Here is a 22,566-nt window from a genome sequence, read left to right as displayed (position 1 = left end):
ATTTCGAGAAAAAGGGAGCTTCCGATGACCATGCTCTCCTCTCTCTTTCTTCTCTTGTTGCTCGTCCTCACCTGGACAAGAAAGACGCCCCAGCAGCTCCTGTACTCCCTTCTCCGCGAGGCGGAGAAGGGGCTTCGGAGGATGAACGTCCGCATCCCGGGGCTGGAGCGGCGCCTGGAGGAGAACAATCCGAAGCGCGTGTTCCATTCCCCCTTCCTCAGGCTGCGCGGGGACGTCCGGCACCTCCCGACGCTCCTGAACCTCCCCACCTCCGAGGGGTCCGGGGAGGCCGCCCATCCCGACGTGCTGCACGTGCCCGGAGGATGGGGGAAGGGCGACTGGACCTGGCTGATGGCGGCGACCCCCTATCCCATGGGGACCGACTACTTCGAGAACCCCGAGTTCTACGTCTCCCGGGACGGCCTGCGCTGGCAGGTTCCCGAGGGTCTGCGGAACCCCCTGGCCCGGGTCCCCGTCGAGCCGTCCCGCAGGGAGATCCGCAGGGAGTTCCACTCCGATCCCTCGCTGCTGCTCCACGAGGGACTGCTCCATCTCTACTACCGCTGGACCGCGGTCCTCAACACCGGCGAGACGGAGAACCGCATCCTCCTGACGACCTCCCCGGACGGCGTCGTCTGGAGCCCCCCGGAGGCGGTGCTGAGCGAACGCCTGCCGACGGGGTCGGACCGCAAGTTCCTGTCCCCCAGCGCCCTGGTCCTGGATGGGACCCGCGTGCTCTGGACCGTGGACTGCGAGGCGGGGGACCGCTTCATCGTCCGGCGCACGAGCCCCGACGGGCTCCACTGGAGCGCCCCCGTCAGAACGGAGATCGCGGCCCCCTTCCCCCTGAAGGCCCCCTGGCACCTGGACGTCTCCGGGGAGGGCGGCCGCCTTCGGCTCCTGCTGACCGCGGCCAGAGACCGCGGGGTCGACGCGGAGCTCCTGTGGGGGTGGAGCGGGGACGGCGGGCTCTCGTGGAACGTCGAGGGGAAGCCCTTCGAGCCCGGCTACTTCTTCGAGAAAAAAAGGATATACCGCTCCTCCATCGTGCCGATGGAGGACGGGACCGAAAGGCTGTACTACTCGGCCATGGCCGGGGACGGGACCTGGCACGTCGCCGCGCTGGACCTGGGCGCACCGCCGCCGTACGAAACCGGCACAGAGGGGAATTGAGACAAGATGTGCGATAAAAATGCCAAGACCGTTTCGGACGTTTATCGTTATTCGGCCCTGCTCGAGGCGTTCGGGCCGAAACTGGGGAAGCGCCGCCGCTGGCTCGTGACCGGGGCGGCGGGGTTCATCGGCTCGCATCTCGCCGAGGCGCTGCTCTCGGCGGGGCAGGAGGTCGTCGGCCTGGACGACCTCAGCGCCGGGTACCGCCGCAACCTCGTCCTGGCCCTCTCCGGAGCGGGGGAGGGTGCGGAGGCCCGGTTCCGCTTCATCGAGGGCTCCATCGCCGACCCGGAGCTCTGCCGCACGGCCTGCGAGGGCGTCGATTTCGTCCTGCACCACGCGGCCCTCGCCTCCGTTCCCCTCTCCATGGAACGGCCTCTGGCCTTCAGCGCCGTCAACACGGAGGGCTTCGTCAACGTCCTGGAGGGAGCGCGCGCGCAGGGCGTCCGGCGCGTCGTCTACGCCTCGTCCAGCGCGGTCTACGGCGACGACCCCCGGCTCCCCAAGTCCGAGGACATGCCGGGGCGCTGCCTCTCCCCCTACGCCCTGACGAAGGCGGTCAACGAGCTCTATGCGGAGCTCTGGACGCGGGCCTACGGCCTCGAGACCGTCGGGCTCCGCTACTTCAACGTCTTCGGGCCCCGGCAGGACCCCAACGGCGCCTACGCCGCCGTGATCCCGCGATGGATCGACGCCGTGAGGAGCGGAAAGGACGCGGTGATCTTCGGCGACGGGACCGCGACGCGCGACTTCTGCTCCGTCCGCAACGTCGTCCTGGCCAACCTGCTGGCCGCGGCGGCGGAGAGTCCGGAGGCCCCGGGGCACGTCTTCAACATCGCCTGCGGGGAAAGGACGACGCTTGGCGAGCTTCTCGAGAAAATCCGTGCGGTCTTCGCGCAGGGGGCCGACGTCCCCGTGCGCCGCGAGCCGCCGCGGCCGGGGGACATCCCGCACTCCCTGGCCTCCGTCGAGCGGGCGGAGAGGGTCCTGGGCTACCGGCCCCGCGTCTCCCTGGAGGAGGGGCTGAGAGAGATGGCCGAGGACGGCTAGGGAACCGGCGCGAAAGGGGCGGACCTGAGCCTCTTCGGCGCCTTTGCGCTATAATGATTCGTTCCGTGAGGCTTCTTCTCCCCGGCCCCGTTCTTCCTCGAGTTTTCTGTACCCTTCATCCTTCTCGGGGCCGTTCGGGGACCGCGGGACGTACGGCCGCAAAACCATCGGCGTGGAGGACAGACGTTCATGACTTCGGCAGAGACTGCACAAAATCGTAAAGAGAAACAGGAAGTACGGGTGCGCTTCGCCCCGAGCCCCACGGGGGCGCTTCACATCGGGGGCGGGCACACCGCCCTCTTCAACTGGCTCTGGGCCCGGCACACCGGCGGGCGGTTCATCCTGCGCATCGAGGACACCGACCGGGCACGGTCGACCGCGGCCTACGAGGAGACCATCATGTCGGGCATGAATTGGCTGGGCCTGGACTGGGACGAGGGGCCCGACCGGGGCGGGGACTACGGCCCCTACCGGCAGTCCGAGCGCCTCGACCTTTACCGCGAGCACGCCGGGCGGCTCGTCGCGGAGGGCAGGGCCTACCGGGACGGGGAGGCGATCCTCTTCAAGGTCCTGCCCGGTCAGGACCTCTCCTTCGACGACGTGGTCTACGGCCGCATCGAGACCACGAGCGACGGCCTGAGGGAGAAGGACTCGGACGCCCTCAAGGACATCGTCCTCATCAAGAGCGACGGGATGCCCACCTACAACTACGCCGTCGTGATCGACGACCACCTCATGGCGATCAGCCACGTCATCCGCGGCGAGGACCACATCTCGAACACGCCCAAGCAGATCCTGCTCTACCGCGCCCTGGGCTGGGAGGTCCCGCAGTTCGCCCACCTGCCCATGATCCTGGGCAGGGACAAGAAAAAGCTGAGCAAGCGCCACGGGGCGACGAGCGTCTACGAGTTCCGGGACATGGGCTACATGCCGGACTCCGTGTTCAACTTCCTGGCGCTCCTGGGCTGGTCGGCCGGGGAGGACCGCGAGATCTTCACGCGCGGCGAGGCTGCCTCGCTCTTCGAGCTGTCGCGAGTGACCCGCAAGGCCGCGGTGTTCGACCCCGACAAGCTCAACTTCATCAATCAGGAGCACCTCAAGCGGCTCGACCCCATGGTCCGCCTCGCGATGGTCCGGCCCTTCTGGCTGGAGGCGGGGCTGCCCGTCGAGAACCACGACGACGCCTGGCTCGCCGGGGCCCTCACCCTGATGGAGGGACGGGGGCGGACGGCCCGGGAGATGGCGGAGTTCTCGGATTACTTCGTGTCCTTCGAGCCCGTGAAGGCCCGCTACTCGGCGGACGCCGTCCCGGACGACCTTCGGCCCGGCCTCAGGGACTTCTTCGGAGTCCTTCTCTCCCTGCCCGACTGGACGCCGGAGAACCTGGAGGAGGCCGCCCGACGCTGGGTCGCCGACCACGGGGTGAAGATGAAGGACTACGCGATGACGCTGCGCTTCGCCCTCACGGGGATGAAGGTCAGCCCCGGCATCTTCGAGGTCGCCGTGCATCTGGGGCGCGACGAGGTGCGGCGCAGGCTGGAGCACTATGCCCTGATCTGAAGTGTCCGGGGCGCGGAGCCCCCGGGGAAAGGAAACGGCCATGCAGAGGACCCATGCGGTGCAGTACGGCGTTTCGACCCTGTCCGACTACGACATTTTCCTGTTCAAGCAGGGGACGCACTATACCCTTTACGACAAGATGGGGGCGCAGAAGCACACCGCCGAGGACGGGACGGAGGGGATCGCCTTCTCCGTCTGGGCCCCCAACGCGCGAACGGTGAGCGTCGTCGGGGACTTCAACGGATGGGACCCCGAGGCACACCCCCTGGCCGCCCGCTGGGACGACAGCGGGATCTGGGAGGGCTTCGTCCCGGGGCTCGAGAGGTGGACGCTCTACAAGTTCCACATCCTGAACAGCCGGGGCGAGCACAAGGACAAGATGGACCCCTTCTCCCGCGCCTTCGAGGTTCCGCCCCGGACCGCCTCGGTCGTCCACTGGCCCGAGTACGAGTGGCAGGACGCCGCCTGGATGGAGGGCCGCGCCTCCGCGACCTCCCTCTCCGCGCCCTGGAGCGTCTACGAGGTACACCTGGGCTCCTGGAAGCACCATTGGGACGACGGCCTGTCGCTCTCCTATCGGGAGCTGGCCGCGGAGCTCCCGCGCTACTGCGCGGACATGGGCTTCACCGCCGTCGAGCTGCTGCCCGTGATGGAGCACCCCTTCTACGGCTCCTGGGGGTACCAGACCCTGGGGTACTTCGCCCCCTCCAGCCGCTACGGAACCCCCGAGGACCTCATGGCCCTGATCGACGCCCTGCACCAGAGCGGGATCGCCGTGGTCCTGGATTGGGTGCCGAGCCACTTCCCGACCGACGACTTCGGCCTGGCCCGCTACGACGGCACCGCCCTCTACGAGCACGAGGACCCGCAGAAGGGCTACCATCCCGATTGGGGCAGCTACATCTTCAACTACGGACGAAACGAGGTGCGGAGCTTCCTCATCTCGAGCGCGGCCTTCTGGCTTGACCGCTACCACGCCGACGGCCTCCGCATCGACGCCGTCGCCTCCATGCTGTACCTCGACTATTCCCGGAAGGAGGGGCAATGGCAGCCCAACGTCCACGGGGGGAGGGAGAACCTCGAGGCCATCGCCTTTCTGCGGGACCTGAACCGCGAGGTCTACGGCCGCTTCCCCGACGTGCAGACGATCGCCGAGGAGTCCACGGACTGGCCCATGGTCACCCGCCCCGTGTTCCTGGGCGGGCTGGGTTTCGGCATGAAGTGGAACATGGGCTGGATGCACGACACCCTGGCCTACATGAGCTTGGACAGCGTCTTCCGCAGCTACCACCAGAACCAGCTGACCTTCAGCATCTGGTACGCCTTCTCCGAGAACTTCATGCTGCCGCTCTCGCACGACGAGGTGGTCCACGGCAAGGGGTCCCTCATCAACAAGATGCCGGGCGACTGGTGGCAGAAGCGGGCCAACCTGCGCCTCCTGCTGGGCTACATGTGGACGCACCCCGGGAAAAAACTGCTCTTCATGGGGGGGGAGTTCGGCCAGGGACTCGAGTGGAACCACAACACCGCGCTGGAGTGGCAGCTGCTGGAGAAGCCGGACTTCCGCGGCCTCCAGCAGTGGGTTCGGGACCTCAACGCCGTCCACAGGACCTGCTCTCCCCTGCACGAGCTGGATTTCTCGCAGGAGGGCTTCCAATGGGTCGACTGCACCGACTGGCGGCAGAGCGTCATAGCCTGGCTGCGCAGGGGAAGATGCGAGGAGGAGTTTGTCCTCTGCGTCTGCAACTTCACCCCGGTCCCCAGGGAGCCCTATCGGGTCGGGGTCCCCTGCCCCGGCCATTGGCGGGAGATCCTGAACAGCGACGCCTCCGTCTACGGAGGAAGCGGCATGGGCAACGCGGGGGGAATGGAGGCCGAGCCCGTTCCCTGCCACGGATACCCCCAATCGCTGCTCCTGACCCTGCCCCCGCTCTCGATCGTCGTCTTTCACGCCAAGACCCCGGACTAAGGCCCGGACGAACATCAAAAAAGGAAAGCCGGGGGAATCCCGTATCCTTCTGCCTCTTACCGCAATGTGAAGGGAGTTTTTTCGCATGTCCCGCTACGTCTGTATCCACGGACACTTCTACCAGCCGCCGAGGGAGAATCCCTGGCTCGAGGCCGTCGAACTGCAGGAGTCGGCCGCTCCCTGGCACGACTGGAACGCCCGGATCGCAGCCGAGTGCTACAGCCGAAACGCCGCGTCCCGAATCCTCGATGCCGATGGGAACATCGCCAAAATCTGCAACAACTACTCGCGGATCAGCTTCAACGTGGGGCCGACCCTCCTCTCCTGGATGGAGGAACGGGAACCCCGCTGCTACCGCGCGATCCTGGAGGCGGACGCCCTGGGTCGGAAGCGCTTCTCCGGGCACGGTCCCGCGATGGCGCAGGTCTACAACCACATCATCATGCCCCTGGCCAACCGCCGCGACAAGAGGACCCAGGTCGTCTGGGGAATCGAGGACTTCAAAAGGCGCTTCGGGCGCGCTCCCGAGGGGATGTGGCTGGCCGAGACCGCCGTGGACACGGAGACCCTGGAGGTCCTGGCGGAGAACGGCATCCGGTTCACCGTCCTGGCCCCCAAGCAGGCCGCCGAGGTCCGTCCCCTCGGGGAGGGCGTCTGGCGCGACGTGAGGGGGGAGCGAGTGGACACCCGCTGCGCCTATCGCTGCGACCTTCCCTCCGGCCGAAGCATCGCACTGTTCTTCTACGACGGCCGGCTCTCCCAGGAGATCGCCTTCGGCGGGCTTCTGAACAACGGGGAGAACTTCGCCCATCGCCTGATCGACGCCCCGGCGGACTCGAACCTTCCGGTGCTCTCCCACGTCGCGACGGACGGGGAGTCCTACGGGCACCATCACGACCACGGGGACATGGCCCTGGCCTACTGCCTGGAGACGCTGGACCGCTCCCGGGAGGCCCAGCTCACCGTCTACGGCGAGTTCCTGGCGCTCTTTCCCCCGGAACACGCCGTGCGGATCGTCGAGAACTCCTCGTGGAGCTGCGCCCACGGCGTGGAGCGCTGGCGGGGGGACTGCGGCTGCAACACAGGGACGCCGGGGGTCCACCAGAGGTGGCGCGGCCCCCTGAGGGAGGCCCTGGATGCGCTGAGGGACTTGCTGGCCGACATCTTCGAGCGCGAGGGCCGGGGGCTCCTCACCGACCCCTGGGGCGCCCGGGACGCCTATATCGCCGTCATCTCCGACCGCTCGCCCGAGAACGTGGAGCGCTGGCTCGCGCAGCATGCCGCGCGGCCCCTCGGCCCCGTGGAGCGCACGAGGGTCCTCTCCCTGATGGAGATGCAGCGCTCCGCCCTGCTGATGTACACGAGCTGCGGCTGGTTCTTCGACGACATCTCCCGCATCGAGACGGTGCAGATCCTCCGCTACGCGGCCCGCGCCATCGAGCTGGCGAAGGACCTCTCCGGGCGGGACTGCGCCCCCGAGTTCCTGAGGATGCTGGAGAGGGCCCCCAGCAACATCCCCGAGCTCGGGAACGGCGCACGGGTCTACGAGCTGCTGGTCCGGCCCGCCCGGATCACGAAGGCCCAGCTGGCCGCGCACTACGGGATCACGTCGCTCTTCCCGGGCTTCGCGCCCGCCTTCTCCGAGGGCTGCTGGCGCTTCTCTGGGACCGCCTCCATCCCGGAAAAAGCCTCGCGTTCGGGAAAAGCCTCGATTTCGGAAAAAATCTCGCCCCCAGAAGAGTCCCCGGCGCAGGGGGCCACGGGCTCCTGCACCTTCTCGGCCGGGACGGTCCGGGTCCGCTCCGCGGTCACGGAGGAGGAGGAGACCTTCCTCTTCGCCGCCAACTATCGGGGCGGCACCTCCATCCTCTGCGGGGTCGCCCCCGAGCGGGAGGTCCGGGAGGTGACGGCCGGGGAGGCGGACGCCCTGCGCGAACTCTTCGCCGGGTCCGACGAGAGGGGATTGGTCGGGCGCTTCGGGCACAGCCTGTTCTCCCTGCGCCATATCTTGGCCGACGCCCAGCGCGGGGTCCTGGACAAGCTGCTGCGGCAGGACGTCGCCCGGATCGAGGAGAGCGTTCATTCCATCGTCCGCAGCTACGACTCGCTCCTGGACTACCTGACGACCCTGGAGATGCGGCCGCCCCGGATCATCGCCTCGGCCGCCGAGGTCGCCCTGACATCGAACATCGTCCACGCCCTGGAGCACGACGTTCCCGACGTCGCGCACATCCGCGGGCAGCTCCGGCTCGCGGCGCGGTGGAGGACGGCGCTCGACGTTCCCCGCATCGGCTTCGCCGTCTCCCAATGGCTGAACCGGCGGATGGAGCGGCTCTGCGGCGACCCCGGGGACACCGCCGCGGCGGACGGGATCTGCGCGATGCTCGCCCTCTTCGTCGACGAACACCAATGGCGCCTCAGCCTCTACCGGGCACAGAACCTGTTCTTCGAGGTGCTGGAGGCACACCGGAAGTCCGCCCTCCCCTCCGAAGCGCGGGAGGCGCTGCGCCGCCTGGGGCGGCGGCTCCGGTTCTCGGAGGCCATGCTGAAGCCCTGAGCCCCAATCCCTCCCCCTTCGACACGAAGGGCCGCCCCCACCCCAAGGACGGGAGCGGCCCTTTTTCGGCCCATATTTCGGCTATGCCGTCAGGCCATGGGGATGAAGGTCAGATCCCGACCCGTGCCGACCCCAGGCGTCCGATCACCGGATCGTTCATCAGCCCCCGGTTGCGCCGGGCGTATTCCAGGGCGGTCCTCCCCGAGTCGTCGACGATGGACGGGTCTGCTCCGCCCGCAGCGGATCCAGCTCCGTCGTCCGGCCGAACCGCTCCCCCGCGGTCCATCACGATGAGGCTGTCCGAGCCGCGGGTTAAGCAGGCGGCCAGCTCTTCGGGGTGCCGGGCCATACCACGATAGGGCGAAGGATCGTCTTGGGCAGGGACTGTCCTTTCAAAAACCGCAAATCCATTTCTCTCTATGACAGGACGGTGATCGTAAATGCCTATCACCTCTTTATTTTTGACAGAATCTATCTTAAATATCCATGTGAGTTTTACTTGATAACGGAAATACGCTTAACGGGGCCTGGCAGCAACCTTGGAAGCTTCAAAATGAAATGGGAGAGGACAGAGGTTCTGAAATCGACGCCCCGAGCGAAGCACGGCGTATCGCAGCTCAGGGTTCCGGCAGGGTTAAGGAGAATACGCCCTGGAAGGCCCAAAAAGCGCGCAGAAGCAGCAGCAACGCTCCACGCGCTTTTTCATGTTCATACCCAATCGTCTCTGCAAAGGACTGAATGTCCGCAGGGGTTGGGAGGACAAGGGAGCCCGTTCCCCAGCCCCTTCTCTATCGAGTCCTCTCCAAAATCGACATCCCGTGCGGGACTGCGCGCAGATACTGATCGGGAGCGACGACGCTCGCACCCAGCCTGGCCGCGGCCAGCCATGGCCAGTGGGAGTTGAACATCATCCCACGGCCCACGGCCACCAGGTCGGCCTGCCCCGAGGCGACGGCGTGCTCCGCGAGCTCCGGCTCCGTGATCAGCCCCACGCCGACCACCGGCATGGAACAGGCGGAGCGGATGGACGCGGCCAGGGGAAGCTGGTAGCCGGGGTAAAGGGGGATGTCCTGCTTGGGCGAAAGCCCGCCGGAGGAGACGTGAATGTACCGGCACCCCCGAGCCTCCAGCTCGCGGGCATAAACGGAACACGACGCCACGTCCCAGCCGCCGGGAATCCAATCCGTCGCCGAGACGCGAATGCCCAGGACGACGGAGTCCGGAACCTCACGCCTCACGGCCTCGAATACGGAGAGCGGAAACGCCATGCGGGCCTCCGGAGACCCGCCCCACCGATCCTCCCTGACATTGCTGAGGGGCGAAAGGAACTGATGCAGCAGATACCCGTGCGCGCTGTGGATCTCGATCAGGTCGAACCCCAGCCTGACGGCCCGCCGTGCTGCGGCGGCAAAGTCCTCTCGAATCCGATCCATATCGGACTCGGAGAGTTCCAGGGGCACAGGAGACTCCTTATCCCACGGCAGGGGCGACGGGGCGACGACGGGCCATCCGCCCTCGCCGGCCGCCGCGCTCTTTCCGCCCTGCCAGGGCGGCAGGGTCGAGCCCTTCCTTCCCGCATGGGCCAGCTGGACGCCCAGCGCCGCGGAGCCATGGGCGCGAAGGACCTCGAGCAGGGCGTGGAGCGCCTCCTCCGTGTCGTCGGACCAAAGCCCCAGGTCGAAGGGGGAGATGCGCCCCTGGGGATTGACGGCCGTGGCCTCCAGGATCAAAAGCCCCGCCCCGGATCCGGCGAGAGCGCCGTAGTGGATGCGGTGCCAGTCCGACGCCCTCCCCTCCACGGCGGAGTACTGGTCCATCGGCGGCACGACGATGCGATTGCGCAGGGTCAGCGAACCCAGCTGAAAGGGCGAGAACAGGCGGGACATGGGCATGCACCTCCAGAACGAAAAGACGCCCGCGCCGCACGGGACACGGAGCTTCGAACAAACCCGACGACCTCGGATAAGTATACCAAACCTTGCGGCACGGCACGGCTTCATGATACCCTTGCATCAGGCGGATATACGGCGCAGGTCCGTTTTGGATCTTTTGAGCCATCGGATTTTTATTGACGGAGGGGATCGGCATGAGCGGGAGCGACGAGAAACCGGTTACGCGGGCCAAGCGTTCGAACAACCTTTGGATGACGGAGGAGCAGACGGAGAACCTTCGGCTCTCGCTGAAGGTCTCGGACATCCTGCACCAGGAGCGGACCCCCTGGCAGGACATCTTGGTCGTGGAGACCCCGGAATACGGCAGGGCCCTGATGCTGGACGGAGCCATCCAGCTCACGGAACGGGACGAGTTCTGCTACTCGGAGATGATGGCGCACGTTCCCATCTGCTCACATCCCGACCCCAGGCGGGTCCTGATCGTGGGCGGAGGGGACGGCGCCATCCTGCGCGAGGTCCTGAAACACCCCTGCATCGAGGTCTGCACGCTGATCGACATCGACGAGAAGGTTGTGGAGACCTCCAAACGCTGGCTCCCCTCCATAGGGTGCGCTCTGGACGATCCGCGCGCCGACGTGCGCTGCATGGACGCCCTGGAGTACATCCGCACCACGTCCGACCGTTTCGACGTGGCCATCGTGGACAGCACCGACCCCGTGGAGTTCGCCGCCGGGCTCTTCCAGTCCCCCTTCTACGCGGACATCAAAAGGGTGCTGACCCCCAAGGGGCTGATGGTGGAACTGACGGAGTCGCCCTTTTCCGACACGGCGCTGATGAAGCAGGCCATCGGCCAGATGCGCGCCGTCTTCCCCGTCGTGCGGATGTACTGGGGGGCCGTCCCCACCTATCCCACGGGGATGTGGACCTACGGGGCCGCATCCCTCTCCCCCGACCCGGCCACGCCGATCCGGGAGGTCCAGGGTACGCGCTACTACACCAACGCCGTGCATCGTGCGGCCTTCGTGCTGCCGCCTTTTCTGGAGGACCTGATCCGCGAGGACCGGTAACAGCGCGGGCGCGCAGCGCCGCAAATTTTCTCAAGGCGCCGTCCCGCGCTCACCGCCGCCTCCGACGCCCCCGTGCGGGCGGGTGCGGCGTCCCCTTTCTGCCGGCCCCTTCCGGCGTCTCCCCGCGGGACTCCGCGATCAGGTCGCGCAGCGTCGCGGCACGCTCGAAGTCCAGCCGCTCTACCGCCTCCCACATCGCGCGCTCCAGCTCCTTGACCGTGAGCTTCGGGGTCTCCGCATCGCCGTCCCTCCGATCGCCGCGTTCCGCGCCGTCCAGCGAGTAGGCCTCCAGCAGCTCCTGCGGCAGCAGGCTCTTGATCTCCTTCTCGATGTTGCGCGGCACGATTCCGTGCTTCGCGTTGAACGCCATCTGCTTCTCGCGGCGGCGTCCCGTCTCGTCCACCGCCCTGCGGATGCTCTCCGTCTCGGCGTCCGCGTAGAGGATGACCGTACTGTCCACGTTGCGGGCCGCGCGCCCCATGATCTGAATCAGCGATCGGTAGGAGCGCAGATACCCCTCCCGATCCGCGTCCAGGATGGCGACGAGCGTCACCTCCGGCAGGTCCATGCCCTCGCGCAGCAGGTTGATCCCCACCAGGACCTGGACGTCCCCCTTGCGCAGGTCGCGGATCAGCTCCGCCCGCTCGAAGGTGTTCAGCTCCGAGTGGATGTAGCGCACCTTGAACTTCAGCTCCCGCAGATAGTCCGCCAGGTCCTCGGACGAGCGCTTCGTCAGTGTGAGGACCAGCGCGCGCTCCCCCTTCTCCGACACCGTCCGCAGCCGCTCGATCAGGTCGTCGATCTGGTCCTTCGCGGGCAGGACCAGCACCTCCGGGTCCGGGATGCCCGTGGGGCGGATCACCTGCTCCACCACCTGCGCGGAGTGCTCCAGCTCATAGTCGCCCGGCGTGGCGGAGACGAAGACCGCCGTGTGCAGGTGCCCCTCGAACTCGTGCCACTCCAGGGGCCGGTTGTCCAGGCAGGAGGGCAGCCGGAAGCCGTTTTCCACCAGCACGGTCTTGCGGGCGCGGTCGCCGTTGAACATGCCCCGAACCTGAGGCAGCGTGATGTGGGACTCGTCCACGATCATCAGGAAGTCCTCGGGGAAGAAATCGACCAGCGTGCCGGGCGGGTCGCCGATATTGCGCCCGTCCAGGTAGACGGAGTAGTTCTCGATGCCCGAGCAGTACCCCACCTCGGTGAGCATCTCCAGGTCGTAGCGCGTGCGCATGCGGATGCGCTGGGCCTCCAGGAACTTCCCCTCGTTCGTGAAGCGCTCCTCCATCCGGGCCAGCTCCGCCTCGATCAGGGGCTTGGAGCGCTCGATGGCGTCCGTCTGCGTGACGTAGTGCTGCGCCGGGAAGATCGACGCCTCCGGCATCCGCTCCACCAGCTTGCCCGTCAGGGGGTTCACCAGGTCCACCCGCTCGATCTCGTCGTCGAAGAAGGTGACGCGGATACAGTTCTCGTCGTAGGCGGGGAAGATCTCGATGGTGTCGCCCCGCACGCGGAACTTCCCGGCCTCCAGCACCGTATCGTTGCGCTCGTAATAGTTCTCCATCAGGTGCTGGAGAAAGGCGCGGTGCTCCCACCGGTCGCCCTCGGCGAAGGAGAAGATGGCGTTCTCGTAATTCTCGCGCTTCCCCAATCCGTAGATGCAGGAGACGCTGGCGACGACCAGCACGTCGCGCCGCTCGATCAGCGCCTTGGTGGCAGCCAGCCTCAGCCGCTCGATACGGTCGTTGACGGAGGCGTCCTTTTCGATGTAGGTGTCGCTGGACGGGATGTAGGCCTCCGGCTGATAGTAGTCGTAATAGCTGACGAAGTAGTGCACGGCGTTCTCCGGAAAGAACATCTTGAACTCGCTGTAGAGCTGCGCCGCCAGCGTCTTGTTGTGGGCCAGCACCAGCGTGGGACGGTTGACCGCGGCGACGACATTGGCCATCGTGAAGGTCTTGCCGCTGCCCGTGACGCCCATCAGGGTCTGGAAACGGTCCCCCTGTCCGAGTCCCCGGGTCAGGGCCTCGATGGCCTCCGGCTGGTCGCCCGAGGCGGGCCAGTCCGAGTGCAGGATGAAATTTTTTGAGAGCAAGGTCCGATGCCTCCAACACGAAAGATTCAAGGGGAGCGCCGATGGAATCCGCGCGTCCTCAGCCCGGAGGGGCCTCCCGCCGAACGCAGCTCCAGGACCTGCAGGCACAGCCCTCCCCCTTCAAGTTTCTTATCTGCGGAAGCCGTTTGTCAAGGGTGTTTTCCGCTTCGCCCCCCGTTCTCCGGGCGCGATCTACGGGATATCAAGGTTCAACATGGCAATTGCCGCCCAAAACAGGTATGATTTGAAAACCGCAGCGGTCCCGGGGAGGGGCGCCTTATCGACGACGCTCGCGGACGAAGGGAGAAGATCGAACCATGAAAAAACGCTTCAGGAAAACCCGGACGATTACCGCCCGGCTTACGGAGTTTTGAGGACCATGGCCCCGGACCTGGTGCTCAAAAGAGCGTACGAGGAGGCCAGCTCCTCCGACGGCTGCCGCGTTCTCGTCGATCGGCTTTGGCCCCGAGGCGTCTCGAAAGAGGCTCTGAGGGTGGAACGATGGTGGAAGGAGATCGCCCCATCGACGCAGCTGAGGCAGGAGTTCGCTCACAAGGAGGACAGATTCGCCGAGTTTGCGGAGCATTATCGGGGCGAGCTGAACGCGAACCCCATGGGGGCGGAGTTCCTGGGCTGGGTCCGCGAACGCCTGCGCGAGGGAAGGGTCAGCCTGATCTACGCGGCGAAGGACACCGCCCACAACCAGGCCGTCGTCCTGAGGGACTGGGTTCTGGAACGCCTGTAGCTCCCGGCCCTCCTCCGCCCGATCCCTGCGGAGAGGCGGGAGGCCGCCGTCCACGCCGGCCCTCCGCCTCTCATCGCCGGATAAGCTACTTGTCGTCGTCGGAGAGGTCCAGGATCCCCTCCTCGATCTCCATGGGGCCGTCCAGCATATCGACCTCGGGCGGCACCGCGCCCTCCGCCCCGGCATCCGGGGCGTCCGGGTCCTCGCCGAGGCTCGGCTGGGGCTGGAAACCGATTCCCCTGGCGACCTCCGCCATGATCTCCCGGATGATCTCCTCCTGCACCGAGGGGTTCTTCTCGAGGAACTGGGCCACCGCCTCCTTGCCCTGCCCCAGGGTCTCCCCCTTGTAGGAGAGCCAGGAGCCCTTCCTGCGGATGACCTCGTAGTCCACCGCCATGTCGACCACCGCCACCCCCATGGGGATACCCTTGCCGTAGATGAGGCTCGTGTGCGCGGAGCGGAAGGGGGGCGCCAGCTTGTTCTTGACCACCTTCAGATAGAGCTCGTGCCCGATGGTCTCCTCGCCCTTCTCTATCTTCTTGCCGCGGCGCACCTCCAGACGGACCGAGGAGTAGAACTTGAGCGCCCGGCCGCCCGTCGTCGTCTCCGTCGGGCCGGCCCCGTATCCCGTCGAGATCAGGGCCCGGAGCTGGTTGATGAAGATCACCACGCAGTTGGTCTTGGACACGATGGAGGTGAGTCGCCGCAGCGCGTAGGACATCAGGCGCGCCTGAAGGCCCAGCTGGCTCTCGCCTATCTTGCCGTCTATTTCCGCCTGGGGCGTCAGGGCCGCGACGGAGTCCACCACCACCAGGTCCACCGCACCGCTCCGCACCAGCGCGTCCAGCACGTAGAGCGCCTGCTCGCCGCTGTCGGGCTGGGAGAGGTACAGGGCCTCGACGTCCACCCCAAGCGCGGCCGCCAGCCGCGGGTCCAACGCGTGCTCCGCGTCGATGAAGGCCGCGACCCCGCCCGCCCTCTGGGCCTCCGCGATCGCATAGAGGGCGACCGTCGTCTTTCCCGAGCCCTCCGGCCCGAATATCTCCACGATGCGCCCCTTGGGATAGCCCCCGACGCCAAGCGCAATGTTCAGCGGCAGGATGCCCGAGGGAATTACCTCCACGTTCGCCCGCGCATTGTCGCCCAGGCGCATGATGGATCCCTGCCCGAACTTTCCCCGTATGTCCTCGATGGTCTGCTCCAGCATCTCCTCGCGCGTCTGCGGCATTTTTTTCTTCGCCAAGGCCAGATTCACATCCCTTCCCCAGTCCGTACAGCAGGTTAAAATCGGAAACGGCTACCGGCCGCCCGGCTTCGTATCCTTTGCGGCACGCCACAGGGCCGACAAAGCACAGGCCACGGCCCGTTCCCGGACGCCATCCCGGTCTCCCCGCAGGTTCCGCAGAAACGCGGAGCTCCGTACCCCGCCCTCCTCCATGGAGGCCACGGCAAACCACACGGTCCCCGTCGGCTTCTCCTCACTCCCCCCTCCGGGGCCCGCGATGCCCGTGACGGAGACGGCGAGGCTCGCGCCATACAGCCGAAGGACCCCCTCGGCCATGGCCCGGGCGCACTCCCCGCTGACCGCGCCGTGCCGCGTCAACACCTCGGGGTCCACCCCCAGAACCTTTCGTTTGGCCTCGTCGCTGTAGGCGACGACGCCGCCAAGAAAAGCGTCGGAGCTGCCGGGGACCGAGGTCAGGGCCCCCTGCACGAGTCCGCCCGTGCAGGACTCCGCGCAGGAAAGCTTCATTCCCCTGCTGCGGGCCTCGTGAAGCACGGCCTCCTGGAGCGCCGCACATCCGGCGGGAAGCGCATCGTCCGGGAAACGGTCCCGAATCAGCCGCTCCGCATCCAAAACCCTGCCGGGCCCGCCCCGGACGACCAGCTCGACCGACGCGAAGGAGGGAAGCACCGACACGTGGAGCGCGGGGTCGGCGATCACCTCGGGAACCCGCTCCACCGCGCACAGCTCCGAGACGCCCGCCAGGACGACGGAGGTCCAGCGGTGAGAGGGAACGAAGAGCTCCGGCAGCTCCTGCCGGACCATCGCCGCGAACTCCGAGGGGACCCCGGGCAGGCTCAGAACCCTCGTCCCCCGTCGCTCGAAGGCGATCCCGAGCGCGGAACCCTCGGGATTGTAAAGGCCCTGCGCCGAGGCCGGGACCAGCGACTGGCTGGAGCGGACGTACTCCAGCACGGCGCGGCGCTCCCCATCGTATCGCCCCACAATCCGGTCGTAAAGGGCCTCCTCCCGCCGCAGAGGGCTGTCCAGATAGGCGGACAGGGCCTCGCGCGTCCGGTCGTCATGCGTGGGACCCAGCCCACCCGACAGGACCAGCAGGTCCGTCCCCCCCACCCAATGCCGAAGCAGCCCGACGATCGATTCCGGATCGTCGGGGACGACCTCGATACGCTCGACGCGCCACCCGGCGTCATGCAGACGCCAGGCCAGGGCGGCGCAGTTCCCCTCGCGGCGCACCCCGCTCAGGAGCTCGTCGCCCACCGCGGCCAGGACGGCCGATCTCAGCTCACGAACAGATTCCACAGCCAACCCCGCCCCCAGAGGTATCCATTCAAAAATTGAAGAAACAGGTTCACCATCACGCCGCCGACCACATCGTCGGCCATGATCCCGACCCCGCCCGGCAGCCGTTCCGCCGTGGAGACCGGGAAGGGCTTGAGGATGTCGACCACGCGGAACAGGAAGAACGCCGGAAGCGAAAAGGAGACAGGGAGCGCGTAAAGCGATACCCACATCCCCACCGCCTCATCCACGACGATCGCCCCCGGGTCCTCCGCCCCCATGGCGCGCGCGCAGGTTCCCGCCGCCCAAGTGCCCACGGCCCCCAGGGCGAGAATGCCCCACCAGGGGACCGGGAGAAGGACGTAAAAGATACAGGCGGCCGCAGACCCCAGGGTCCCCGGCATCTTGGTGAGGAAGCCCAGCCCCCCGAGCGTCGCGGCGAGGACCGGAAGCGCCCTGCGATTCAACTCAGACATCCCCCTTCCCCCTGCCGACGGCCTCGCCGAACAGGTCGTACTCCTCGCAGTCGGTGATCCGCGCCCGGACGAAGGTTCCGAGCTCGGCATCCCCCGCGCCCGAGACGCAGACCATGCCGTCCACCTCGGGCGCATCCCGATAGGAACGCCCCCAGGCCTCGCCCGACTCCTCATCGACCTCCTCGACGAGGACGTCCAGCTCACGCCCGACGAAGAGCGCGCTGCGCTCCCGCGAGAGCTCCGACTGGAGCTCCATCAGGCGGGCGTAGCGTTCCTCGCCCACCTCGCGGGGGACGAGATCCGGGAACGAGGCCGCGCGGGTCCCCTCCTCGGGCGAGTAGACGAACGCCCCCACCCTGTCGATCTCCGCCTCCACCAGAAAGTCCAGGACCCTTCGGAACTGGACCTCGGTCTCACCCGGAAAGCCCGTCATGATGGTCGTGCGCAGGGCGAACAGGGGATTCTTCTCCCGAAGGTAACGGAACATCCTGCGGATATGCTCCCCCGCAGGGGCACGGTTCATCCTGGACAGAATCGTATCGTCGATATGCTGGACCGGAACGTCCAGATAGGGCAGAATCTTGCCGCTCTCCATCAGGAAGTCCACGAAGGCCGGCGTCAGCCTGTCGGGGTGCAGGTAGAGCAGCCGCACCCAGGTCCCGTCGGGCAGGGCCGCGTCCAGTTTCCTCAGAAGACGCTCTATGGCGGGGGCCCCGTAGAGGTCGCGGCCGTAGACCGTGAGGTCCTGCCCCACGAGGCAGAGCTCCCGGGCCCCCTCCGAGCAGAGGGCGAGGGCCTCGTCCACCAGGCGCTCCACGGGAAGGCTCCTCAGCCTGCCCCGGATGAGCGGGATGGAGCAATAGGAGCAGAAGGTGTCGCAGCCCTCCCCCACCTTGAGGTAGCGGGACCACCTCGGGGTCCCCGGAAGCGGAACGCGTCCGCAGCCCGTCCGGGAGGCCGACGCCTCCGAGTGCTCCAGCCCCGCGAGGTAGTTCACGACCGCATCCCAGTCCTCCGCCCGCGCGAACAGGTCCACGCTGTCGAGCTCCCGGCGCAGCTCCGCCTCGTAGCGGTTCACGATGCAGCCCACCACGACGATCCGCTCCAGGAACCCGCGCTCCTTGAGGAGCTCCAGGTCCAGAATCGCGTCGATATTCTCCTTCACCGCATCCTGGATGAAAGCGCAGGTATTGATGATGCCGACGCGGGCATCCTCGGGGTCCGCCACCACGGTATGCCCCTCGAACGCGAGGCGTCCCATCAGGTTCTCGCTGTCCACGCCGTTCTTCGCACAGCCCATGCTCACAAAAAAAATGTTCAATGCGGCAAAGCCACCTTCCCGACAGTTCCCCCGAGAGACGGCGAAAGCCGGGGACGGCCCTCCCGATCCTCCGTCCCCGGCCCCACCATTCGGCGCCCTCAGTTGACCTTCCTGTAGCTCCCGTCCGGCAGGTAGAAGTAGGTCTCCGAACGTTTGCCCTTGGGATTCGCGACCCCGAGGTCCTTGCCGTTCAGGGTGACCGAGGCCGCGTTGGGCCGTCCGTAGGAGACCTTGGCTTGAACAGGCAGGTCCCAAGACACGACGGAGCCCTTCTTCAGCGTCTTGGAGAACAGGACCTTGTCCCCGATCGTCACCTTCATCCAGACGTCGGAGACCGCGCGGATCTCCAGGCTGGGAGGAGGCGGAAGCGGCTTCGACTCGGGTTGGCGTTCCGGGTCGGAGACCATGATCTCCATCGAAGCGGGGCTGACCCCGGCCACCCCGGTGTCGCCCGACGCGTCCTCGGAGGTGAGGGCCGAGAGCGCGGGGTCCTCGGGCCGCAGCGTCCGAAAGGCGTCCAGGGAGAGCCCTCCGCTGGACCAGACATACCAGACGTAGACCCCCGTTCCGATCAAGGCCGTCAGCAGGACGAGAAAGAGCCAGAAGTGCGAGACGGGCCTGAAGCCCCTCGTGGGGGACGTCCCGTTCCCGAGCACGTTGGTCGGGGCCTCCGGGCCCCGGGGCATCGACCGGTTCAGCCACCCCATGAAGGGCTCCTGAAGATCCTCCGCGTTGATGACGCGGAGGTAGGTCCGGACGAACCCCTTGGTGTAGACGAGGTCCGGAAAACCCGCGTAATCCCCCTTCTCGATTCCGCGCAGAAACTCGATGCGGATGCGCGTCCGTTCGTATACGTCCTCAAGCAGCAGGCGCGCTTCCTCGCGTCTTTCCGCGACCAGGCGCCCCAGCTCCCTCAATGCCTCGTCACGATCCGATATCGGCATCGTCCAGAGCCTCCTTCACTTTAACTCTCATGGACTCCAGGAAAGCTCCCGGATCGGGGCTTTGGAAGACCGCGCTGCCGGTCACCACGACATCGCATCCGGCCAGAGCCACCCGTCCCACATTTTCTTCGTTGATCCCGCCGTCCATCTGGATAAGGTAGCGATGTCCCTCCGCAGCCCTCAGCCGGACGAGGTCCCGCGTACGCTCCAGGGTCGCCTCGATCAGGCTCTGCCCTCCGAACCCGGGGGTGACGGACATGACCAAAACCAGATCCGCGATCTCCAGGACGGGACGAACCCGCTCCACGCCGGTGGCCGGACCCATGGCAACGCCGGCCCGGAGGCCGGACCTCCGGATGGAGGAGAGCGCCGCATGGAGAAGCTGCGGTTCCGTCTCCGCATGAACGGTGATCAGCGACACCTCCGCATCGACGAACAGGGGCAGCAGCACGTCCAGGCGATCCACCATCAGGTGGGCGTCGATGAAGGCATCCGGATAGCGCCGGCGCAGCGCCCGCGCCATCGCGGGCCCGAACGACAGGTTGCGGACGAAGTGCCCGTCCATGATATCCAGGTGCAGCCAGTCGTAGCGCCCCCCCAGCCCGTCGATGGCGGCGCCGACGCACAGAGGATCGGCCCCCAGCAGGGAGGGAGCGAACAGCACCCTTCGCCGCGTCCGACTCCCCGTATCCTTCCAGTAGGTTTGCGCTTCCATAGCCCCGTCCTCTTCCTGACAATCGAGCCGGCCCGAGACGGGCCTCACTGATGTTTGTCCTGCCAGACGAACTCCCCGCCCAGGTAGAACGTCACGACGCACTCCTTCTCGTAGGGGACCTCCAGGGAGACGAGCTCGCCGCTCCGCGCCTTGCGGTCCAGGACGACCGTCTTCCCCGAGGGGTCCACCTTCTCGATGCGCAGGTCCAGAGGCTGCGCCAGAGGAGGCACCTGATAGCGGACCTTCGCGACCTTACCCTTCGGCGTCAGAGGAGCCGACGGCTGCTTCGGCGCCGGGGGCTGCACGGGTTCCGCAGGAGAGGGCTCGATGTCGGGCCGCGTCTCCGGCCTCGGGGGAAGGGCTGGATTGGGAATCACGCGCTTCCCGCCCTCCGGCCTTCCGGCCTCCTGATCGAGGACCGTCAGGTTGGGGTTGGCCTCCGTAACCGGAGTCTGTTCGGCCGACCCCTCGCCCACAAAAATGTCCCCGTGCCCCGGGACCTTCACGACCACGACGCCGCCCCGGCCCCCCGACTCCGTCTCGGGCTTGGGCACGTTCGCCGGCTCGACATAGCCCGCAGGCTTCTGCAGGGTCGCAATCTTCAGGCGCACCCCGTCCCCGGCCCGCGCCTGAGCCCCCGCGGAGGGGCGAGTCTCGATGGCCATTCCCTCGGACATGGAGGGGCTGTAGATCTTGTCCACCGCCAGGACCCTGAGCCCGCTGGCCGTGAGCATCTCCCGCGCCTCCCGCTCCGAACGGCGTGCGACGTCCGGGATCGTCAGCTTCCCATCGCGGCCACCCCCTCCCTCGCTGACCAGAAGGTCGACCTTCCGCTCCACGGGAATGTTGGCGGGCGCCGAGGGGCTCTGGGCGATGACGACACCCCCCGGCTGGGAGCCGTCCTTGATCCGGATCACGTCGCCGACCGCAAAACCCTGCTCCTGAAGCACCCTCTGGGCACGGGTCAGCTCCTGCCCCCGAAGGTCGGGGACGGCGCGCTGCTCTCCACCCTGACTGACCTGGAGAATGACGAGCTGGTTCTTGTTCACCCGGGCCCCCGGCTCGGGCGACTGGGCCAACACGCGCCCCGAGGGCAGAGAGGAGGCCACCTGCTCGATTTTTACGGCAAACCCCAGACGCTCGGCCTCGGCCACGGCATCGACCACGGAACGCTCCCGGAGGGGCGGAACGACGATCGTGTTCGACGGCCGGAAGAACACCGTATAGAAAGCCACGGCCCCAGAGGAAAAGATCACCAGGACGACCAACAACAGGGTCCAACGGATTGCTTTGCCCATCGGCACTCAGACCTCCGCTCTCTTCATGATGATGGAACAGTAAAAGCCGTCCAGCCAGGGCGACGCGGGCCAGATGTACGCACCCCACGGACGGCCCCTGCGGAAGGGGCCGGATGCACCCCACAGCGAGGGGACCTCCACGCCGTCGGCCCGGCCCGACAGGACCTCCGCCACGACGTTCTCGTTTTCCTGACGAAGAAGGCTGCACGTGACATAAATTATAATACCATTTGGCGCGCACAGGTCCAAAGCCCGCGCCAACAAATCCTTCTGAACGGAGATCAGGCGGTCGAAACGGGACCAGGAGAGCTGCCACTTGGACTCCGGCTTCCGGCTCCAGGTCCCGCTCCCCGAGCAGGGAGCGTCCAGCAGAACAAGGGTGGGGGCCTCACGCGGCTCGAACTCCAGGGCGTTGCCGCAGCGCAGCTCCGCACGAGCCTCCACGCCCAGACGCCGCATCTCGCGGGCGGCGCTCAGGTGCCGTCCGCGAGAAAGCTCCCAGCACTCCATACGCGCTCCAGGCAGGGACTGAAGGATCTGGCCGGCCTTGACTCCCCGTCCCGAGCACATGTCCAGAATCGGGCCCTCCCTCCAGAAACGCTCAGCCAGGGAGGCCACGAGGATCGACCCCTCCGTCTGGACCGTACACCACCCCCGTTCATAACCGGGAAGAGAGGTGGGAAGCACGGTGCCTTGAAGGCGAAGCGCTCCCGGGAGGTCGGAGGGCTCGGGCTCCAGCCCCCCTTCCCGCAGCAGGTCCTTCAGCGCATCCGCCCGCCCCGGGGAGACGCGGAGGGAGGATGCCGGCGGGATGCGCATCAGGTCGAAGAGCTCGTTCAGCTCGGACCGCTTCCACGATTTGGTCCAGGCCGGCAGAGACCAGACGGGCACTCCCGCCCAGAGGGCACGGTCCTCGAGGGAGGCCGAGCGCCGCAGCGCCTCGACCCTCTCCGAGCCCCGCTCTCCGACGGCGTGCAGGACGGCGTTGGCAAGGGAGACGAACCTTCCCTGCCCCTCGTTCTTGAGGTGTTCCAGCAGTCCGTTGACCAGAACGCCGCCGGCGAAATGACGCAGCTCCAGAAGCCCCGCGGCCCCCACCAGCAGGCAGTCCGCGATCTGGGGCGGCAGGTGCCCTCCCGCCGCGGGCCTGTCTCTTATACACATCTGACGCTGCCGACGA

The 22,566-nt window shown here is 67.0% G+C and carries 18 protein-coding genes; 7 read left to right on the top strand and 11 right to left on the bottom strand.

The features are described from left to right. Positions 1-24 precede the first annotated feature (24 nt). From ABLA28_RS02625 to ABLA28_RS02605, 5 genes are all read left to right on the top strand, one after another. On the top strand, positions 25-1,173 hold the full coding sequence (locus tag ABLA28_RS02625) for a hypothetical protein (protein WP_347712383.1): 1,149 nt from the start codon (positions 25-27) through the stop codon (positions 1,171-1,173). A gap of 6 nt (positions 1,174-1,179) precedes the next feature. After that, positions 1,180-2,223, top strand: coding sequence for an NAD-dependent epimerase/dehydratase family protein (locus ABLA28_RS02620; RefSeq protein ID WP_347712382.1), 1,044 nt, complete (start codon positions 1,180-1,182; stop codon positions 2,221-2,223). A 189-nt stretch (positions 2,224-2,412) separates the two neighbouring features. After that, entirely contained in the window at positions 2,413-3,783 is a 1,371-nt protein-coding gene (gene gltX / locus ABLA28_RS02615) for a glutamate--tRNA ligase (RefSeq protein ID WP_347712381.1), read from the top strand. Positions 3,784-3,823: 40 nt separating this feature from the next. Then, the gene (gene glgB, locus ABLA28_RS02610) at positions 3,824-5,752 is read left to right on the top strand and encodes a 1,4-alpha-glucan branching protein GlgB (protein ID WP_347712380.1); all 1,929 of its coding nucleotides are present in this window, start codon (positions 3,824-3,826) and stop codon (positions 5,750-5,752) included. Between the two features lie 85 nt (positions 5,753-5,837). Then, the gene (locus ABLA28_RS02605) at positions 5,838-8,309 is read left to right on the top strand and encodes a DUF3536 domain-containing protein (protein ID WP_347712379.1); all 2,472 of its coding nucleotides are present in this window, start codon (positions 5,838-5,840) and stop codon (positions 8,307-8,309) included. A gap of 109 nt (positions 8,310-8,418) precedes the next feature. Here the strand turns inward: ABLA28_RS02605 and ABLA28_RS02600 are convergent, their stop codons facing one another. Next, entirely contained in the window at positions 8,419-8,598 is a 180-nt protein-coding gene (locus ABLA28_RS02600; protein WP_347712378.1) for a hypothetical protein, read from the bottom strand. A gap of 499 nt (positions 8,599-9,097) precedes the next feature. Then, positions 9,098-10,195, bottom strand: a complete 1,098-nt coding sequence (locus ABLA28_RS02595) for an NADH:flavin oxidoreductase/NADH oxidase (RefSeq protein ID WP_347712377.1) — start codon at positions 10,193-10,195, stop codon at positions 9,098-9,100. A gap of 200 nt (positions 10,196-10,395) precedes the next feature. Here ABLA28_RS02595 and speE point away from each other — a divergent pair, with 200 nt between their 5' ends. After that, on the top strand, positions 10,396-11,268 hold the full coding sequence (gene speE, locus ABLA28_RS02590; protein WP_347712376.1) for a polyamine aminopropyltransferase: 873 nt from the start codon (positions 10,396-10,398) through the stop codon (positions 11,266-11,268). A 49-nt stretch (positions 11,269-11,317) separates the two neighbouring features. Here the strand turns inward: speE and uvrB are convergent, their stop codons facing one another. Continuing rightward, entirely contained in the window at positions 11,318-13,360 is a 2,043-nt protein-coding gene (gene uvrB / locus ABLA28_RS02585) for an excinuclease ABC subunit UvrB (protein ID WP_347712375.1), read from the bottom strand. Between the two features lie 379 nt (positions 13,361-13,739). On the opposite strand from uvrB, the gene ABLA28_RS02580 reads away from it, so the two are divergent. Continuing rightward, on the top strand, positions 13,740-14,105 hold the full coding sequence (locus ABLA28_RS02580; RefSeq protein WP_347712374.1) for a DUF488 family protein: 366 nt from the start codon (positions 13,740-13,742) through the stop codon (positions 14,103-14,105). A gap of 85 nt (positions 14,106-14,190) precedes the next feature. Here ABLA28_RS02580 and recA read toward each other — a convergent pair whose 3' ends face one another. The 8 genes from recA to ABLA28_RS02540 form a co-directional block, all read right to left on the bottom strand. Further along, on the bottom strand, positions 14,191-15,348 hold the full coding sequence (recA, locus tag ABLA28_RS02575) for a recombinase RecA (protein WP_347712373.1): 1,158 nt from the start codon (positions 15,346-15,348) through the stop codon (positions 14,191-14,193). 54 nt (positions 15,349-15,402) lie between these two features. Next, on the bottom strand, positions 15,403-16,653 hold the full coding sequence (locus ABLA28_RS02570; protein WP_347712372.1) for a nicotinamide-nucleotide amidohydrolase family protein: 1,251 nt from the start codon (positions 16,651-16,653) through the stop codon (positions 15,403-15,405). Then, positions 16,632-17,108, bottom strand: coding sequence for a phosphatidylglycerophosphatase A (locus ABLA28_RS02565; RefSeq protein WP_347712371.1), 477 nt, complete (start codon positions 17,106-17,108; stop codon positions 16,632-16,634). Before ABLA28_RS02565 ends, ABLA28_RS02570 begins: the two co-directional genes overlap by 22 nt. Continuing rightward, complete coding sequence (gene rimO / locus ABLA28_RS02560; protein WP_347712370.1) at positions 17,101-18,429, bottom strand: 30S ribosomal protein S12 methylthiotransferase RimO; 1,329 nt, start codon at positions 18,427-18,429, stop codon at positions 17,101-17,103. The genes ABLA28_RS02565 and rimO overlap by 8 nt, the downstream gene beginning before the upstream one ends. A 98-nt stretch (positions 18,430-18,527) precedes the next feature. Continuing rightward, positions 18,528-19,373: a RodZ domain-containing protein gene (locus tag ABLA28_RS02555; RefSeq protein WP_347712369.1), complete on the bottom strand. Its 846-nt coding sequence runs from the start codon at positions 19,371-19,373 to the stop codon at positions 18,528-18,530. After that, positions 19,354-20,088 carry a ribulose-phosphate 3-epimerase gene (locus tag ABLA28_RS02550; RefSeq protein ID WP_347712368.1) on the bottom strand — a complete coding sequence of 245 codons (735 nt, stop codon included), beginning with the start codon at positions 20,086-20,088 and terminating at the stop codon, positions 19,354-19,356. Before ABLA28_RS02550 ends, ABLA28_RS02555 begins: the two co-directional genes overlap by 20 nt. A gap of 44 nt (positions 20,089-20,132) precedes the next feature. Continuing rightward, entirely contained in the window at positions 20,133-21,386 is a 1,254-nt protein-coding gene (locus tag ABLA28_RS02545; RefSeq protein ID WP_347712367.1) for a PASTA domain-containing protein, read from the bottom strand. A 6-nt stretch (positions 21,387-21,392) separates the two neighbouring features. Further along, positions 21,393-22,566, bottom strand: a 1,174-nt coding sequence (locus tag ABLA28_RS02540) for an RsmB/NOP family class I SAM-dependent RNA methyltransferase (protein ID WP_347712366.1), incomplete at its 5' end; no start/stop codon positions are given.

Source organism: uncultured Fretibacterium sp. (assembly GCF_963544685.1).
Classification (GTDB): Bacteria; Synergistota; Synergistia; order Synergistales; family Aminobacteriaceae; genus CAJPSE01.
This window is presented reverse-complemented; position numbering and strand designations above follow the sequence as displayed.

Excerpts from the sequence above, each read along its gene's own strand:
- ABLA28_RS02625 (WP_347712383.1), top strand. The coding sequence starts at position 25 with ATGACCATGCTCTCCTCTCTCTTTCTTCTCTTGTTGCTCGTCCTCACC.
- ABLA28_RS02620 (WP_347712382.1), top strand. The coding sequence starts at position 1,180 with ATGTGCGATAAAAATGCCAAGACCGTTTCGGACGTTTATCGTTATTCG.
- gltX (WP_347712381.1), top strand. The coding sequence starts at position 2,413 with ATGACTTCGGCAGAGACTGCACAAAATCGTAAAGAGAAACAGGAAGTA.
- glgB (WP_347712380.1), top strand. The coding sequence starts at position 3,824 with ATGCAGAGGACCCATGCGGTGCAGTACGGCGTTTCGACCCTGTCCGAC.
- ABLA28_RS02605 (WP_347712379.1), top strand. The coding sequence starts at position 5,838 with ATGTCCCGCTACGTCTGTATCCACGGACACTTCTACCAGCCGCCGAGG.
- ABLA28_RS02595 (WP_347712377.1), bottom strand. The coding sequence starts at position 10,195 with ATGTCCCGCCTGTTCTCGCCCTTTCAGCTGGGTTCGCTGACCCTGCGC.
- speE (WP_347712376.1), top strand. The coding sequence starts at position 10,396 with ATGAGCGGGAGCGACGAGAAACCGGTTACGCGGGCCAAGCGTTCGAAC.
- ABLA28_RS02580 (WP_347712374.1), top strand. The coding sequence starts at position 13,740 with ATGGCCCCGGACCTGGTGCTCAAAAGAGCGTACGAGGAGGCCAGCTCC.
- ABLA28_RS02565 (WP_347712371.1), bottom strand. The coding sequence starts at position 17,108 with ATGTCTGAGTTGAATCGCAGGGCGCTTCCGGTCCTCGCCGCGACGCTC.
- ABLA28_RS02555 (WP_347712369.1), bottom strand. The coding sequence starts at position 19,373 with ATGCCGATATCGGATCGTGACGAGGCATTGAGGGAGCTGGGGCGCCTG.
- ABLA28_RS02550 (WP_347712368.1), bottom strand. The coding sequence starts at position 20,088 with ATGGAAGCGCAAACCTACTGGAAGGATACGGGGAGTCGGACGCGGCGA.
- ABLA28_RS02545 (WP_347712367.1), bottom strand. The coding sequence starts at position 21,386 with ATGGGCAAAGCAATCCGTTGGACCCTGTTGTTGGTCGTCCTGGTGATC.